Here is a 14,937-nt window from a genome sequence, read left to right as displayed (position 1 = left end):
GCCGCTATGCAAATATCAGGATCGATCATGAGTGAGCAAGAGGGCGCGCACTTCAAGCGCAGTATGCAAACGCGCCATTTGGTGATGTTGTCGCTGGGCGGCGTCATCGGTACCGGGCTTTTTCTAAGCTCTGGCTATACCGTGCAGCAGGCCGGGCCTACAGGCGCGGTATTGGCGTATCTGGTGGGGGGGATCGTTGCCTGGCTTGTGATGATGTGCCTGGGCGAGCTTGCCGTGCATATGCCGGACTCCGGCGCGTTCAGCGCCCACGCCAGCCGCTATATCGGCCCTGGTACTGGCTATATGGTGGCCTGGATGTACTGGCTGACCTGGACGGTGGCGCTGGGCTCGGAGTTTACCGCCGCGGCGGTGTTCATGGGGCGCTGGTTTCCCGATATTCCCGGCTGGTACTGGAGCGGGCTATTCGCGGCGATCGTGTTTGGCGTTAACGCCTTTACCTCGCGCTTTTTTGCCGAGTCCGAGTTCTGGCTTTCGTTGATCAAGGTGATCGCGGTGGTGGTGTTCGTCATCGTCGGCGCCGGCGCGATCATCGGCTGGGTGCCGCTGCAGGATGCAAGCGGCGCTAGCGTGGCATCCCCTGGGCTTTCGGCTTTCTGGGGGGAGGGTGCCATGTCACCGAGTCTCTTGGCTATCGGCACCACCTTGCTGGCGGTGATGTTTGCGTTTTCCGGCACCGAGCTCATCGGCATTGCCGCCGGTGAAACCGTCGACCCGGGGCGCAACGTGCCCAAGGCGATCCGCGCCACGCTTTGGCGGCTCATTCTGTTTTTCGTGGGCACCATCATCGTGATTGCCGCGCTCTTGCCGCAAAGCCAGGCCGGGCTGAGCCAAAGCCCGTTCGTCGCGGTGTTTCAGCGCCTGGGCGTGCCGGGGGCGGCGGACATCATGAACTTCGTGATCATCACCGCGCTGCTCTCGGCGGCCAACTCCGGGCTTTACGCCTCATCGCGCATGCTTTGGACGCTTTCCGATCAAGGCACGCTTCCCCCGGCGCTTGGCCGGCTCAACAAGCGCGGTATTCCCATGAACGCGCTGCTGCTCAGCATGATCGGCGGCTTCGGCGCGCTGTTCTCGAGCGTTTACGCGCCGGAAACCGTCTACCTGGTGCTGGTGTCGATTTCGGGGCTGGCCGTGGTGGTGGTGTGGATGGCGATCGCCATCAGCCAGCTCAACTTTCGCCGCCAGTTCCTGCGTGAAGGCGGCCGCCTTGAAGACCTGGTCTACCGCACGCCGTTCTACCCTTGGGTGCCGCTGATCGCGTTCGCGGCGTGCCTGGCGGCGTGCATCGGTATCGCCTTTGATCCGCAGCAGCGCGTCGCGCTCTACTTCGGCGTGCCGTTCATCGCGCTTTGTTACCTGGTGCACTACGTGCGCCACCGTGCAGCGCCGCCAACCAGGATAGACACAGCCAACGCCACCAAGGAGAAAAACGTATGAGCGAGTCGAACCCGATCAAGGCTCTGCTGGCGGATGCGCCTTTCATGGTGATCGACGGGGCGCTGGCCACCGAGCTCGAAGCGCTTGGCTGTGATCTCAACGACGCGCTGTGGTCGGCGCGCCTTTTAAGCCAGGCGCCGGAGAAGATTCGCCAGGTGCACCAGGCGTATTTCGAAGCCGGGGCGGACTGCGCGATTACCGCAAGCTACCAGGCAACGATCCCCGGTTTCATGCAGGCGGGGCTAAGCGAGGCGCAGGCGCGCGCGTTGATCCAGCGTTCGGTCACGCTGGCCCGTGAAGCTCGCGATGCGGTGTGGCAGCCCGGCCAAACCGACCGGCCCCAACCACTGGTGGCGGCCTCGGTCGGGCCTTACGGCGCCTATCTTGCCGACGGCAGCGAGTACCGGGGCGGGTATGAGCTGGACCGGGCCGGGCTCGTTGATTTTCACCGCGAACGGTTTGAACTTCTACTAAAAGCAGGCGCCGATGTGCTGGCCGTGGAGACGCTGCCGTCTCTGGAGGAAGCGCTGGCGATCACCGATTTGTTGGCCGAAAACCCCGGCGCTCAGGCCTGGATCACCTTTTCGGCGAAGGATGGCGAACACATCAGCGACGGTACGCCGATCGAGGCGTGCGCGGCGGCGCTGGCGGGCTGCCCGGGGGTGTCGGCCATTGGTGTCAACTGCACAGCACTTGCGCATATCGAATCGCTGATCGAGGCGATCAAGCGCGCCTGCGATTTGCCGGTGTTGGTTTACCCCAACTCCGGCGAGGTGTACGACCCGGTGACCAAAACCTGGCACCCGGCGCCCTGCGATCACACCAGCGCGCCTTCCGGGCTTGCCCAGGGCGCCGAGCAGTGGCTTGCCGCGGGTGCTTCCGGCATTGGCGGGTGTTGCCGCACTACGCCGGCGGATATTCAGGCGCTGGCCGCGTGGCGGCGCGCGCTTTAGGCCAACTGACGCTTCAAGGCGCTGGCTCGTTCAGCGCCTGCTTGAACCAGGCCGCCAGCCTATCACCGGCCCGCGGTCTCGTTTGGCTCGGTAGCCATAAACAGAGCCGGGCAGGGGTTTCCACACTGCCCCAGGGCGCTACTAGCCGTCCGCTTTTCAAGTCGTCCTCCACCAGCAGTTTGGGCGCAATGGCCACGCCCAGCCCCGCGGCTGCGGCTTCCATCAGGTAGTAAAGGTGATCGAACCCCTGGCCTTTCGTAATCGCCTCGCTTAAACGCGCCTCTTCAAGCCCCTTGGCGTTTGCCCAGGCGGGCCAGGCCTGGGGGCGCGAGGCGGTGTAGAGAAGCGGCGCGTTATAAAGCGTTGCGGGCGCGTTGGGGTCGAGGCGGGCGGCGATCTCCGGGGTGGCCACCGCGCAAATCTCCTCGACCATTAGCTCGGTCACCTCACCCTGCACGGGCCAGGGCGGCTCGATAAAGCCAAGCGTGGCGCTGGTGCTCTGTTGGACGAGCTGCTCGGTTTCGCTGACCACCACCTGCAGGTTGAGTTCGGGCAAGGCGCTTTTCAGGCGGCCAAGCCGGGGGATCAGCCAGCGTGCCAGCAGGCTGCCCGGGCAAGCCAGGGTGAAGGGCGCGCCGTCGATCTCACGCTTGAGAAGAGCGCAACTGTCGCGCAACCGTCCAAACGCCTCGCCCAGCCCGCTTTGCAGCGTCTCGCCGTGGTGGGTCAGCGTAATGCCGCGGCCCGCCTTACCAAAAAGTGCCGTGCCGAAGTGTTCGTCCAGGCTTTTGAGCTGGCGGCTAACCGCGCCGTGGGTCACGCTGAGCTCGTTAGCAGCGGCGGTTACGCTGCCAAGGCGCGCAGTGGCTTCGAATGCGCGCAGCGCGCTTAACGGCGGCAGGCTCTGGTGCATGATAATCTCGAAATAGTTGATTAAAACTCACAGGTAACCGATATCTTATCGATTTTTATCGCGGCGTGCCCGGGTTAGCGTAAAGCCACTACTTTCTCTTTCGGCATTCGAGGTCGTGATGAACCAACCCTTTACTCCACCCGCTAGCCTGCCCGATGGCAACGGCATGTTTGGGAGCTTCGGCGGCCGTTTCGTCGCGGAAACGCTGATGCCGCTGATCAACGAGCTGCGGGACGAGTACGCCGTAGCCAAGAATGATCCGGAATTTCAGCGAAAGCTTGCCTATTTCCAAAACGACTACGTTGGCCGCCCCAGCCCGCTTTACTTCGCCGAGCGGCTGACCGAGCACTTTGGCGGTGCCCGCATCTACTTAAAGCGCGAAGAGCTCAACCACACCGGCGCGCACAAGATCAATAACTGCATCGGCCAAGTGCTGCTGGCCAAGCAGATGGGCAAAAAGCGCATCATCGCCGAGACCGGCGCGGGCATGCACGGTGTGGCCACGGCTACCGTGGCGGCGCGCTTCGGGATGTCGTGTGTGATCTACATGGGCACCACGGATATCGAACGCCAGCAGCCCAACGTGTTCCGCATGAAGCTACTAGGCGCGGAAGTCATTCCCGTCACCTCCGGCACCGGCACGCTGAAAGACGCCATGAACGAGGCGTTGCGCGACTGGGTGAGTAATATCGACGACACCTTCTACATCATCGGCACCGTGGCAGGCCCCCACCCGTACCCGGCCATGGTGCGGGATTTTCAGGCGGTGATTGGCCATGAAACCCGCCGCCAGATGCAGGAGAAAGAAGGGCGCCTGCCGGACTCGCTGGTGGCCTGCATTGGCGGTGGCTCCAACGCCATGGGGCTTTTCCACCCGTTCCTTGGCGATGACAGCGTGCAGATGATTGGCGTGGAAGCCGGCGGCAAGGGCGTGAGTACGGGCAAACACGCGGCGAGTCTCAACGGCGGCACGCCCGGCGTTTTGCATGGCAACCGCACGTTTTTGCTGCAAGACGAGGACGGCCAGATTACCGATGCCCACTCGATTTCCGCAGGCCTGGATTACCCCGGTATCGGCCCCGAGCACGCCTGGCTTCACGAGCAGGGCCGGGTCGAGTACGTCTCGGCCACCGATGACGAAGCGCTCGAGGCCTTCCAAATTTGCTGCCAACAAGAAGGCATCATCCCGGCGCTCGAAACCGCCCACGCCCTGGCCGAAGTGGCCAAACGCGCGCCCACGCTTCCCCGCGAGCACCTGATGGTCGTCAACTTAAGCGGCCGGGGCGATAAAGACATGATGAGCGTCGCTCACTACCTGGGAGATAAATTCAAATGAGTCACGCTGCTCGCCATACGCCCACCTCGCGCCTGCAAAACTGCTTTGCCGCGCTGAAAGAAGACAACCGACCGGCGCTGGTCAGTTACCTGACCGCCGGGGACCCGGACGCCGATACCTCGCGGCGTTTGCTGCACGGCCTGCCGGAAGCGGGGGTAGACATCATCGAGCTGGGTATGCCGTTCAGCGACCCCATGGCCGACGGCCCCGCCATCCAAAAAGCCGCCCTGCGCGCGCTCGAGGGTGGCCAGACCCAGGCCAAAACTCTCGAGATGGTGCGCCGCTTTCGTGAAGAGAACGCCACCACGCCGATCGTGCTGATGGGCTACTACAACCCCATCTTCTGCTACGGCGTCGAGCGCTTTTTGACCGACGCCGCGCGCGCCGGCGTGGATGGCCTGATCGTGGTGGATCTACCGCCGGAGCACGACGACGAGCTCTGCCAGCCCGCCGCCCGGCACGGCATCGACTTCATCCGCCTGGCCACGCCCACCACCGACGCCAAGCGCCTGCCCACGGTGCTGGCGAACGCCTCCGGCTTCATCTACTACGTCTCCGTGGCCGGTGTGACCGGCGCCGGTGCGGCCACGCCGGAGAATGTCGAGCGCGCGGTTGCCGATCTTAAACGCCATACCCGGCTACCCATCGGCGTGGGCTTCGGTATTCGCACCCCGGAACAGGCCGCGACCATCGGGCGCTTCAGCGACGCCGTGGTGGTAGGCTCCGCGCTGGTCGACCGTATCGAGCAGGCCAGTACCGGTGACGAGGCGGTGAGCGAGGTGCACGGCCTGGTGCGTGAACTGGCGGCGAGCGTACGCCGCTGCCGCGAAGAAGCCCGCGAGCCGCAAATCAGTTAATTGATACGTGCTTGATACGTGCTGCGTTAAAGCGGGTTCTGTCCTGCTTTAATGCAGCGTGTAGGCGGTTGTTTGAACAATAACGGTGTCGTTATGCCGTGCGGGTTAATAAAAAAAATGGTTTTAGTTGCTTGCTGAATATTTTCTTGTTGAAGTGAACAAAATATTTTGGTTTTGGGATGCTCTGCAATGAAAACGGTAGGCTATGCATACCTTCATGAGTACTTGAATCTGGCCGTATGCCCACCTGAGTATCCTGCCAGGGTGCGCCCTGTTACGCGCATTATGTTTTTGGAAAAAGAGATAGCGGTGCCTGCCGTGCGCGCTCCTGATGCCTCGTTACTTAACCACATACTTTTCGCCCTTAAGCACGAAGGTATCAATCTGGCCATTCTGGCCGGTGCCTTGCCCCACTTGTCAGTTAAGCCGCTTCAAGACGCGCTGGGCGCCTCTCCCAACGGCATCTATTTAAGAAAGTTAGGCTATTTATACGAGGCGATGGTCAAACCACTGCCGTTCGAGATTGCTGTAAGCGGTCGTGCGGTGCCTCTGTTTGATCCCGGCCGCTACATTACCGGGCCCACGGTGCGCGATAGCCGCTGGCGGATCGATTTCAATGGACTGGGAACGCTCGATTATTGTGCCACCGTGCGGCGTACGCCCGAGATTGCTGGACTGCTTGAAGAAGACATTTTGGCTCAAGCATCCATCTTCATGGACTCATTGCCCCCGGGAATGTTGGACCGCGCGATTCAGTGGGCCTACCTGAGTGAAACGCAATCGTCGTTTGCCATTGAAAGAGAATCGCCCACGCCGGATAAGCAGCAGCGCTTTATGCAGCTTCTTCGCCAGGCTCATGAGCGTAAGCCGCTGACACAAACGTATCTTGTGGAGCTGCAAAACAGCACTATCAACAATGCTTTCGATAAAGCGGCTTCATTTCGACATGAGCAAAACTACCTGCACAACGGCTCATCTGGAGCACTAGGTGTTAGCTACCTGCCGCCACCGCCCACCCTTTGCCATACGTTAATGAAGGCGCTGATGGACTGGGCAAATCAATGCTCAGAGCATGACGCTGAAAAGGGTGTTTCCCCGCTGGTGATTGCGGCGATACTCTCCTTTGGCTTCGTCTTTTTGCACCCTTTCATGGACGGTAACGGACGTATTTCACGCTTTCTGATACACCACACGCTGTGCCGGATGGGCGGGCTCTATCATGACAATCTGTTGCCCATTTCAGTGGCCATGAAGCGCCATGAAAATGATTACCTGAGTGCACTGGAGAAATTTTCGAAACCAGCTCGCGAATACTGGCGAGTCAGGTGGATAGATGCTGATGAATACCACTTTAATTACCAGGGCCTGAATGCGCTTTACCGATACTGGGATGCTACACCCGCGGTGGCGTTCACGCTAAAAATGGCAAAAGCTGCCTTGGAAGATGAGTTAAAAACGGAAACACGCTATTTGGCGTGTTTTGATCGCATTTATGCAGCAATAAACGAAACCTATGATATTCGAGGTAGCGACTTGGCGCGCCTTGTGATGATGTGCCTGAGTAACGACGGGCGCCTTTCAAATAACCGCCGTAAACAGTTTCGCTATCAGGTACCCGATGATGCTCTAGAAGCGATCGAAGCCGAAGCGAAGCGCGTACTTGAAGAGTACGCAGATAGTGAGAAGGCTGCTGATACACGAGAATAGATCATTTGTTGAGCTGACACGCTGATAAACGCAATCATCCGCGTGTCAGTTTTTAGCGTTAAACACTGCCGGGAAGAGAAGGCGGTAAGCTAAACAGCGCCGCCGTTGGCACGCAGCGTTTGCCCGTTCACCCAGCCCCCGGCCGGGGAGGCCAAAAAGGCGACCACATTGGCGATATCCTCGGGCTCCGCGAGGCGCTCGAGCGGTGGCATTTTCGCCAGCCGCTCGATCAGCTCGTCGGATTTACCTTTCAGGAAAAGATCCGTGGCGGTGGGGCCGGGGGCCACCGCGTTCACGGTGATACTGCGCCCGCGAAGCTCCTTGGCTAGAATCGCACTTAGGGTTTCCACCGCCGCCTTGGTGGCGGCATACACCGCGTAGTTCTCGAGCTTAAGCCCCACCACGCTGGTCGATAAATTGACGATGCGACCGCCGTCTTCCAGGTGTTTCGCTGCCTCGCGCAGGGTGTTGATCGAGCCTTTCAGGTTGGTATCGATCTGCGCGTCGACGTCACCTTCGTCCATCTCGGCCAGCGGGGCGAGCTTCATGATGCCGGCGTTATTGACCAGCACGTCGAGGCGCCCCCACTGGGCAAGCGTTGCCTCGAACAGCGCGCGTACCGCCTGGGCATCGGCAATATCCGCTTGAACGGCGTGGGCCTTACCGCCGCTGGCTTCGATCTCCTCGACCACCTGCGCCGCCGCCTTGGTGTTGCTCGTGAAGTTAACGACCACCGCGAAGCCATCACTGGCCAGCTTTTTGGCAATACTCGCGCCGATACCGCGCGAGCCACCGGTGACCAGGGCTACTTTTTGCTCGTGCATTGCGTGCTCCATTGAGCGCATGGGGAAGGCATGAGTAGCAGCATAGGCGAAAAACCTTTCACTACCATTACCTCGATGCCACCGCCACGTGGTTCTCCTGATTTGCGTATTGCAGGTACAGACGTTTTAGCGTTATCTAAACGATAGACACCCCATGTCTGAACGCGCTCGTCTGAAAGACCTGGCCCGCGTATTCAAAGAGTTTTCCAAAGTAAGCTATTGAAAATAATAAACTGTCAGGCCGCTGTCGTGTTGGTGACGTTGCTGGAAGCGCTATCGGCTTCGATGATGGTTTCTGGAACAGCAGCAAGGATTACACAATGATCGTTAGAAAACTCAGGTTGCAGCGTGGTTGGTCCCAGGATCAGTTGTCTCAACTCAGTGGATTGAGCGTTAGAACCGTCCAGCGAATAGAGAGCGGGCATAAACCGGGGCTTGAGTCTCTTAAATCCTTGGCTGCTGTATTTGAAATCAATGTCGCAGACCTCGAGAGAGAACCCGAAATGAACAGCGAAATCACACTAACCGACAATGAGAAATCCGTTATAGAAAAGGTAAGGGCCATCAAGGATTTTTATGCCCATCTTATTTCTTATGTGCTGATCATCTCACTGCTGTTTGTCATTAATCTCGTCAGTGGAACGGGGTATATGTGGGCATGGTGGCCGGCCATGGGGTGGGGCATAGGCATTATCAGCCATGGCTTGAGTGCTTTTGAAGTACTGAACTTCTTCGGGCCGGAGTGGGAGAAAAAACAGATCGAGAAGAGGCTGGGCAGAAAGCTGTAAGCTGCTTCTTCTCGACTGCTTCGTTTCGCTAGCTGATCGAAGTAGCAAGCGGCAGCCATACGTGCTCGAACCCGATCGATAGTGCCACGGCGGCCAAAAGCCCGGCCATGACCCCGTTGAAGCCCTTCACGACGCCAGGGCTTTGGATGCGTAGGCCGATCAACTGGCCCGCCAGCATATAGCTTGCCGGGGCGCCGGCGGCCAGCAGCGCGAGCGCTACCGCCCAGACGGCCAGGCTAGCGCCTTGAATACCCGCTGCGGGAAATTGCAGCGTGGTGATGGGCAGGGTGGCGACCAGGGCTTTGGGGTTGAGTAGCTGCATGAAAAGCCCATCGCGAAAACTCAAAAGGCGCGGGGTAGCGGCCTCGGTTTCAAGCTTTCCGCTGGCGCGGGCGATTTTGAAGGCAAGGTACAATATGTAGGCGCAGCCCAAGGCGCTAACCGCCACCAGCGCCTGGTCGTCGATCCATGCAGCCCCTGCCCAGCCCAGCACCAACAGGTAAACCAGCATGGCGCTGCCCACGCCAAGGCAGAAGCCGACCGAGCGCCTGGCCTGGCCGTTGACCCCCATATTCAAGCCGAGCAGATTCACGGGCCCGGGCGTGTACATGACGCCCAGCGCGTAGGCAATGATTCCCAGCATGGTAAAACCTCGTGCGGTGGTCGGTCGGTTGGCGAGTGATTAGCGGACGATGTCGCGCTGGTACTGGTGGGGCGTCACGGCGTAAATGCGCTTGAAGCGGCGGATGAAATGGCTGAGATCGGCAAAGCCAAAACGCAGGGCGACCTCATTCAGCGAAACGCCCTGGGCGAGCGCCGCGCGGGCGGCGTTGATGCGGCAGCTGATCACGTACTGGTGCGGCGTGATGCCGTAATGCGCTCGAAACAGGCGCAAAAAGTGGTACTTGGAAAGATGCGCCGCCTGGCTTATTTCATCGAGGGAAATATCCCGTTCCAGGTGGGCGTGAATATACGCCTTCGCCCGAGTCAGCAGGGCCTCGGGGCGTGTGGTGAGCGTATCGGTAGACGGCGCGCCGCCCAGCTGCACGCTTCGCTCCACGATCTGGTAAAGCGCGTTTTCCTGGTCGATGGCGCTGCCTACGTTACGGGTCACCAGCCGCGCCAGTTCCATGATAGCGCCGCGCAAGCGGGTATCCTGAATGAGCGTATTGGGGGAGCGAAAGCCGGCGCTGGTATGGCGCCCCAGCACCTCGGCAAACAGCGGATTCACCTGCGCCGGGTCGGCGTACAGCATCAGGTAACCCAGCGTGTGCTCGCCGCCGGGTTGGCCGTCGTGCACTTCCTCCGGGTTGAACACAATGACGTTGCCCGGCGGGCTTTTGTGAAACTGCCCGCCGCTAAAGAAATCCTGGCGCCCGGAAAGCGTCACACCGAAGGCGTACTCTTCGTGAGCGTGGCGGTCGTAGCGAAAGTCGTCGAGGGCCGCGTGTAGCACCGTCAGGCCTGGCACGTGCTGGCTCTTGATGAACTGAAATTGGCTAGCGTTAGGCATTGCGCGCTCCCTGATGCGTTACCCCGCTAGCTTAAGCCAGCATGGCCATTCTGTGCTTGTACATAATTGCTCAATCGATGAGGCTTGAAGGGGCGAGTATGGTCAGTGGTATGGCGTCAGGCCTGGCGCTATGCCGTATCCATCAAGGCTAACTGATCGATAACAAGGAAAAGCATGTTTCCAGTCTCCATTAAAGGCGTCTTGCTACTGCCCTCAAGCGAGGTCGTGCTGGCGCTCAATGATCGCAACGAGTGGGAGTTGCCCGGCGGGCGTATCGAAGTCGGCGAGAGCTCCTGTCGGTGTATGGAGAGAGAGTTCAAAGAGGAGCTGGATGTCGAGGTAGCCGCTCAGGGCATTATCGACAGCTACCTGTTCGAGGTTATTCCCGGCAAGCACGTGTTCATCGTGACCTATGGCTGTCGGCTGGTGGGCGGCTTTGAGCCGCGGGTTAGCCACGAACATGCCAAAATCGATACTTTTCCTGTCGATGCGTTACCTGGCAACTTGCCCAAGGGCTACGTTCGCTCCATTGATGCATGGCGGCGCGTCGCTAACCGGTAGCGGCGCTGTTCGCCATGGGCTCGTTAGCGGTGGCACGCGCCTTTATAACGCCATCATCATCTCGTGCCACGCCATGCCACCGTGGTCGGAATCGGAGGGTTTGACGTAGCGATACCCCATACGCCGGTAGAGCTCGACGTGGTGCTCCTTGCACATCAGGTGAATGGTTTCCTTGCCAAGCCCTTTCATGCGCTCCACGAAGGCGCGCATCAGGGTAGAGGCGTAGCCCTTGCCCTGGTAGGCGGGGTCGATCACCACCGACATGATGACCACGTTAGGCGCGGCGGGGTCGTGGCCCACGAGCTCCTTGAACGCCTCGTCGGACATCACGACATCCTGCGCGCAGCCGCTGTTGATAAAGCCGATGACTTCTTCGTCCAGCGTCATGACCAGAAACCCCTCCGGGTACTGCGCGATGCGCGTGGCGATCTTCTCTTTTGTGGCGCCTTCGTCGCCCTCGTAGGCGGCGGCCTCGATGTCGTAGCAGCGGTCGGCATCGGCGGGTGTGGCGGTGCGCAGGGCGGGTTGATTCATAAGGTGGGCTCCTTGGTGTTCCGTATGATTCGTTGACAGCAGGATAAAGAAAATCAAAGGTGTATGCTCTGCATTCTATTCAAGCGGTAATGCACACCATGCACTCCACTCTTCGCCGTCTCGATCTGAACCTGCTGCTGGTCTTCGATGCCCTATACCGCCGCCGCAGCGTGACGCTGGCTGCCGATGAGCTTGCCATGAGCCCGTCGGCCTGCAGCCATGCGCTATCGCGCCTGCGCGATGCACTCGCCGACGAGCTCTTTGTTCGTACCGGCAGCGCCATGCAACCTACGGCGCAGGCCGAACGGATGGCCGGTGGTGTGGCGCAAGCGCTGCATCTTTTGTCGGACAGGCTCGTGGGGGCAGAGCCGTTCGTGCCTGCTACCAGCGTACAAACCTTCACTTTCGCGGCGACCGATTATACCGCCTACGCTCTGTTACCTCCGCTGGTCGCTCGGCTGGAGCGTCTTGCGCCCTGGTTGCATCTTAGGATCATCCACGCCGCCCACCGCGAATCGCTCAACGATCTGCGCGAAGGGCGAGTTCAGTTCGCGCTGAGCGTCTCCCATGGGCAGTCGGTGCTGCCTGAGGGTATCGAAGCGCTGGACTGCCTGGCGGATGACTATGTGGTAATCGCCCGCCAGGGTCATCCACGCATCGATGAGTACCTGTCGCTCGAACAGTATCTGGCCGAGCGGCATATCGCCGTCCTGCCCTGGAATGATGCGACTAGCGTGGCCGACGCCGCTTTGACGCGGCAAGGACTCCAGCGGGATGTCGCCGTTGAGTTGCCGAGCCTCATGGCCGCGCCCTATCTCCTCGCGCGTTCCGATTATCTGTTCATGCTGCCACGCCGAGCCGCCCAGCAGTGGGTAGCTTCGGTGCCTTTCACCGTGCACGACGTCCCCTTCGAGATGCCAGGCTACACGCTGCGTGCGCTTTTTCACGTTCGTCACGCCGGCCAGCCTGGCCACCAATGGATACGCGAACAGTTGCTGGCCGCACTGCAGAGTAATGATGCGGATTTGACAGGCCCAGGGCGGCGTTCGTGATCAGAGAAGGTGGGCGGTATTTGAATCCACGGGGGCCTCGCGGCGATCGTTCATTCCATAATCGCGAATAACCGCCGCAACGCGCAGCCGGTAATCGGCAAAGATGGTCTCCCGCCCGGCTTTCTGAATGGTGCGGTGGGCCTCGAACGTGCGCCACTGCTTGACCGCGTCTTCATCGCGCCAGAACGAGAGCGATAGAACCTTGCCCGGCTGGGCAAGGCTTTCGAAGCGCTCGATGGAGATAAAACCGTCGACCTCCTGCAAGTGCGGGGCTAGGGCGCTGGCGGCGTTTAAATAATCATTCTTACGGTGCGGGTGGGGGAGCGCTTCGAACAGGACGGCGATCATAGCGCGCTCCAGGCATCCCGGGGTTTTATGCCAAGCGTCCCGGGTACCGCTTCCACGAAACTGCGTTCTTCCTTGAGAATGAAGCGTCGGGTCTGCGCCAGGGCAAAGTTTGTCTGCCCAGCGTCGTCCTCTTGAAGCCTTGCGCGATAGGCTTCGTAAGCCGCCAGGCTGTCGAAGGCCACCAATCCCCAGGCAACATGATTGGTGCCCTCGTGGGGCAGAAAATAGCCGATGAGATGGCCGCCACAGCGGGGAATGATCTCGCCCCATTTCTCGGCGTATTCCTTGAAAGCACTAAGCTGGAAAGGGTCGATCTCGTAGCGAATCATGCAGGTAATCGTCATGGCGTTCTCCTTGGAAGTCGCAAGAACGATACCGCGTTGTTGACCCAGGATGGTTCGATTAGAATCGAACCATGAGTGAAGGCCCCAACATCGTGCGCGTTGCCGCGCTTATCGGAGATAACACCAGAGCCGAAGTTCTTTCGGCGCTGATGTCCGGCTGTGCGTTAACCGCCACGGAGCTTGCGGATACCGCCGGGGTCACCAAACAGACCATCAGTTTTCATTTGGGCAAGTTGCTCGAGGCCGAGCTGCTCGCGGTGGAAAAGCAGGGCCGCCACCGCTATTTCAGGTTGGCGGGCCCAGAGTTGGCAAGTCTTCTCGAATCGCTGATGGGCCTGGCGTTTAAAAGCCAGAGCACACCCCGTTTTACCGGCCCGCGCGACCCGGCACTGCGTAAGGCGCGTATCTGCTACGACCATTTGGCGGGGGAGTTGGGCGTGGCGATGTACGAGCGGATGCTGCAAGCCGCTATCTTGCAGCCGCATACGGACGGGTTAACGCTTACCGACCAGGGTCGCAGCTGGTTTATGCAGTGGGGCATCGACGCCGACATTCTTGCCCGCGCCAAGCGCCCGCTATGTCGAACCTGCCTTGACTGGAGCGAGCGCCGACACCACTTGGCAGGCGCCTTGGGCAGCGCGCTGCTGACCCGCATCCAGGCGCTCGGCTGGGCGAGACGTGAACACGAATCGCGCATCATCACGTTCAGCGAAGCGGGTGAAAAAGCACTTTGGGCTACTTTGGCGCTGCCCGGTGAGCAATCGGCCAGGGCGGAGCAATCGCTTACCCACGAAACGGTAACGCCGTTAGCCCTTGGACTTGAATAACACGCAGGCCCTGTTTCGCTTGTTTGTTTAACCTACACTCGCCATTATCGTCGCCCTCTGTCCGCCAAGTGCGGCAATTTTGAAAGGATTTTCATGGGTAAGCTGATTTCATTGATCGGGGTGCTGGCACTGGGTTATGCGGGCGTTTATTTCTACTACGGCCACGCCGTGGAGCAGGAGGTGCAGCAGGCGCTCGATGAGCGCGGGCTCTCCGGCGTGAATGTGGAAAGCGTCGAGTACGGGCTTTGGGCGCCGGTGAGTACCTCGACGGAAATAACGCTGAACGTGAGCTATCGTGGCTCGCAAGCGGCACTGAACCTGGGAATCGAAGGGCACCCGGTGTTTTCCGACGAGGTCAGTGTGACCCTCGATGGCCTTCAGGCGCTGCGTCTGGGTATCAGCTTTTAAGCCGGGCCTGGCTTAACCATCAATAAATGAGAGTGAATCAATGCACTACCGCCCCATGACCCTCGACGATTACGCCGCTGCCGTGGCGCTTTGGCAGCAAACGCCGGGCGTGCGGCTACGCGAAGTGGATTCCCGCGAGGGCATTGCGCGCTACCTTGAGCGCAACCCGGGGCTGAGCGTGATCGCCGAGCGTGACGGTGTACTGGTGGGCACCATCATGGGTGGCCACGACGGCCACCGCGGGTTTATCCAGCACCTGTGCGTCGCACCCGGCGAGCGCGAGCAGGGCATTGGCCGAGCGTTGGTAAAGCGCTGCCTGGATGGGCTGAAAGAGGAGGGCATTCACAAGTCGCATTTGATGCTGCTGGTGGATAACGCCGCCGGCAAGCGCTTTTGGGAAAATCTGGGCTGGGAGTTTCGTAGCGATATCTCGCTCTACTCGTTCATCAACGATGCCGGCCCCAACGCTTAAGCACTTTTCAAGCAACGCCTGGGCCCTGCACCTTTGATCGCC

At 60.1% G+C, this 14,937-nt stretch carries 18 protein-coding genes; 11 read left to right on the top strand and 7 right to left on the bottom strand.

The annotated features are described in order from the left end of the window. The first annotated feature begins 27 nt into the window (after window positions 1-27). Together ACWHVV_RS12570 and mmuM are read left to right on the top strand one after the other, a co-directional pair. On the top strand, window positions 28-1,458 hold the full coding sequence (locus ACWHVV_RS12570) for an amino acid permease (RefSeq protein WP_447926545.1): 1,431 nt from the start codon (window positions 28-30) through the stop codon (window positions 1,456-1,458). Continuing rightward, complete coding sequence (gene mmuM, locus ACWHVV_RS12565; RefSeq protein WP_447926544.1) at window positions 1,455-2,411, top strand: homocysteine S-methyltransferase; 957 nt, start codon at window positions 1,455-1,457, stop codon at window positions 2,409-2,411. The genes ACWHVV_RS12570 and mmuM overlap by 4 nt, the downstream gene beginning before the upstream one ends. Before the next feature lie 13 nt (window positions 2,412-2,424). Here the strand turns inward: mmuM and ACWHVV_RS12560 are convergent, their stop codons facing one another. Continuing rightward, window positions 2,425-3,324 carry a LysR family transcriptional regulator gene (locus ACWHVV_RS12560; protein WP_447926543.1) on the bottom strand — a complete coding sequence of 300 codons (900 nt, stop codon included), beginning with the start codon at window positions 3,322-3,324 and terminating at the stop codon, window positions 2,425-2,427. Between the two features lie 118 nt (window positions 3,325-3,442). On the opposite strand from ACWHVV_RS12560, the gene trpB reads away from it, so the two are divergent. The 3 genes from trpB to ACWHVV_RS12545 all read left to right on the top strand — a co-directional run bounded on the left by trpB (window position 3,443) and on the right by ACWHVV_RS12545 (window position 7,224). Next, complete coding sequence (trpB, locus tag ACWHVV_RS12555; RefSeq protein ID WP_447926542.1) at window positions 3,443-4,660, top strand: tryptophan synthase subunit beta; 1,218 nt, start codon at window positions 3,443-3,445, stop codon at window positions 4,658-4,660. Next, window positions 4,657-5,517, top strand: coding sequence for a tryptophan synthase subunit alpha (gene trpA, locus ACWHVV_RS12550; RefSeq protein ID WP_447926541.1), 861 nt, complete (start codon window positions 4,657-4,659; stop codon window positions 5,515-5,517). Before trpB ends, trpA begins: the two co-directional genes overlap by 4 nt. Before the next feature lie 189 nt (window positions 5,518-5,706). After that, window positions 5,707-7,224, top strand: coding sequence for a Fic family protein (locus ACWHVV_RS12545; protein WP_447926540.1), 1,518 nt, complete (start codon window positions 5,707-5,709; stop codon window positions 7,222-7,224). Between the two features lie 89 nt (window positions 7,225-7,313). On the opposite strand, the gene ACWHVV_RS12540 is transcribed toward ACWHVV_RS12545, so the two are convergent. Further along, entirely contained in the window at window positions 7,314-8,048 is a 735-nt protein-coding gene (locus tag ACWHVV_RS12540) for an SDR family oxidoreductase (RefSeq protein WP_447926539.1), read from the bottom strand. A gap of 320 nt (window positions 8,049-8,368) precedes the next feature. Between ACWHVV_RS12540 and ACWHVV_RS12535 the strand changes: the two genes are divergently transcribed. Further along, complete coding sequence (locus ACWHVV_RS12535; RefSeq protein ID WP_447926538.1) at window positions 8,369-8,836, top strand: 2TM domain-containing protein; 468 nt, start codon at window positions 8,369-8,371, stop codon at window positions 8,834-8,836. 28 nt (window positions 8,837-8,864) lie between these two features. On the opposite strand, the gene ACWHVV_RS12530 is transcribed toward ACWHVV_RS12535, so the two are convergent. After that, window positions 8,865-9,479 (bottom strand): LysE family translocator, encoded by a 615-nt coding sequence (locus ACWHVV_RS12530; protein WP_447926537.1) that lies wholly within the window; start codon window positions 9,477-9,479, stop codon window positions 8,865-8,867. A gap of 39 nt (window positions 9,480-9,518) precedes the next feature. After that, window positions 9,519-10,349, bottom strand: coding sequence for an AraC family transcriptional regulator (locus tag ACWHVV_RS12525; RefSeq protein ID WP_447926536.1), 831 nt, complete (start codon window positions 10,347-10,349; stop codon window positions 9,519-9,521). Between the two features lie 174 nt (window positions 10,350-10,523). On the opposite strand from ACWHVV_RS12525, the gene ACWHVV_RS12520 reads away from it, so the two are divergent. Beyond that, the gene (locus ACWHVV_RS12520; protein WP_447926535.1) at window positions 10,524-10,910 is read left to right on the top strand and encodes an NUDIX domain-containing protein; all 387 of its coding nucleotides are present in this window, start codon (window positions 10,524-10,526) and stop codon (window positions 10,908-10,910) included. 42 nt (window positions 10,911-10,952) lie between these two features. Here ACWHVV_RS12520 and ACWHVV_RS12515 read toward each other — a convergent pair whose 3' ends face one another. Next, window positions 10,953-11,444 carry a GNAT family N-acetyltransferase gene (locus ACWHVV_RS12515; RefSeq protein WP_447926534.1) on the bottom strand — a complete coding sequence of 164 codons (492 nt, stop codon included), beginning with the start codon at window positions 11,442-11,444 and terminating at the stop codon, window positions 10,953-10,955. 98 nt (window positions 11,445-11,542) lie between these two features. On the opposite strand from ACWHVV_RS12515, the gene ACWHVV_RS12510 reads away from it, so the two are divergent. Beyond that, window positions 11,543-12,496, top strand: a complete 954-nt coding sequence (locus tag ACWHVV_RS12510; protein WP_447926533.1) for a LysR family transcriptional regulator — start codon at window positions 11,543-11,545, stop codon at window positions 12,494-12,496. On the opposite strand, the gene ACWHVV_RS12505 is transcribed toward ACWHVV_RS12510, so the two are convergent. Both ACWHVV_RS12505 and ACWHVV_RS12500 read right to left on the bottom strand, forming a co-directional pair. Next, window positions 12,497-12,844, bottom strand: coding sequence for an antibiotic biosynthesis monooxygenase family protein (locus ACWHVV_RS12505; RefSeq protein WP_447926532.1), 348 nt, complete (start codon window positions 12,842-12,844; stop codon window positions 12,497-12,499). It abuts the gene before it with no gap. Further along, window positions 12,841-13,188, bottom strand: a complete 348-nt coding sequence (locus ACWHVV_RS12500; protein ID WP_447926531.1) for an NIPSNAP family protein — start codon at window positions 13,186-13,188, stop codon at window positions 12,841-12,843. Before ACWHVV_RS12500 ends, ACWHVV_RS12505 begins: the two co-directional genes overlap by 4 nt. Before the next feature lie 71 nt (window positions 13,189-13,259). On the opposite strand from ACWHVV_RS12500, the gene ACWHVV_RS12495 reads away from it, so the two are divergent. The 3 genes from ACWHVV_RS12495 to ACWHVV_RS12485 all read left to right on the top strand — a co-directional run bounded on the left by ACWHVV_RS12495 (window position 13,260) and on the right by ACWHVV_RS12485 (window position 14,895). Then, window positions 13,260-14,015, top strand: coding sequence for an ArsR/SmtB family transcription factor (locus ACWHVV_RS12495; protein WP_447926530.1), 756 nt, complete (start codon window positions 13,260-13,262; stop codon window positions 14,013-14,015). Window positions 14,016-14,108: 93 nt separating this feature from the next. Next, window positions 14,109-14,423 carry a hypothetical protein gene (locus ACWHVV_RS12490; RefSeq protein ID WP_447926529.1) on the top strand — a complete coding sequence of 105 codons (315 nt, stop codon included), beginning with the start codon at window positions 14,109-14,111 and terminating at the stop codon, window positions 14,421-14,423. A gap of 40 nt (window positions 14,424-14,463) precedes the next feature. After that, a complete protein-coding gene (locus ACWHVV_RS12485; protein ID WP_447926528.1) occupies window positions 14,464-14,895 on the top strand; it encodes a GNAT family N-acetyltransferase in 432 nt (143 codons plus the stop codon). Window positions 14,896-14,937: the final 42 nt, after the last annotated feature.

This window comes from Vreelandella sp. EE27 (assembly GCF_968206495.1).
The sequence above is the reverse complement of the archived record's forward strand: the minus strand, read 5'-3'. Positions and strand labels throughout refer to the sequence as shown.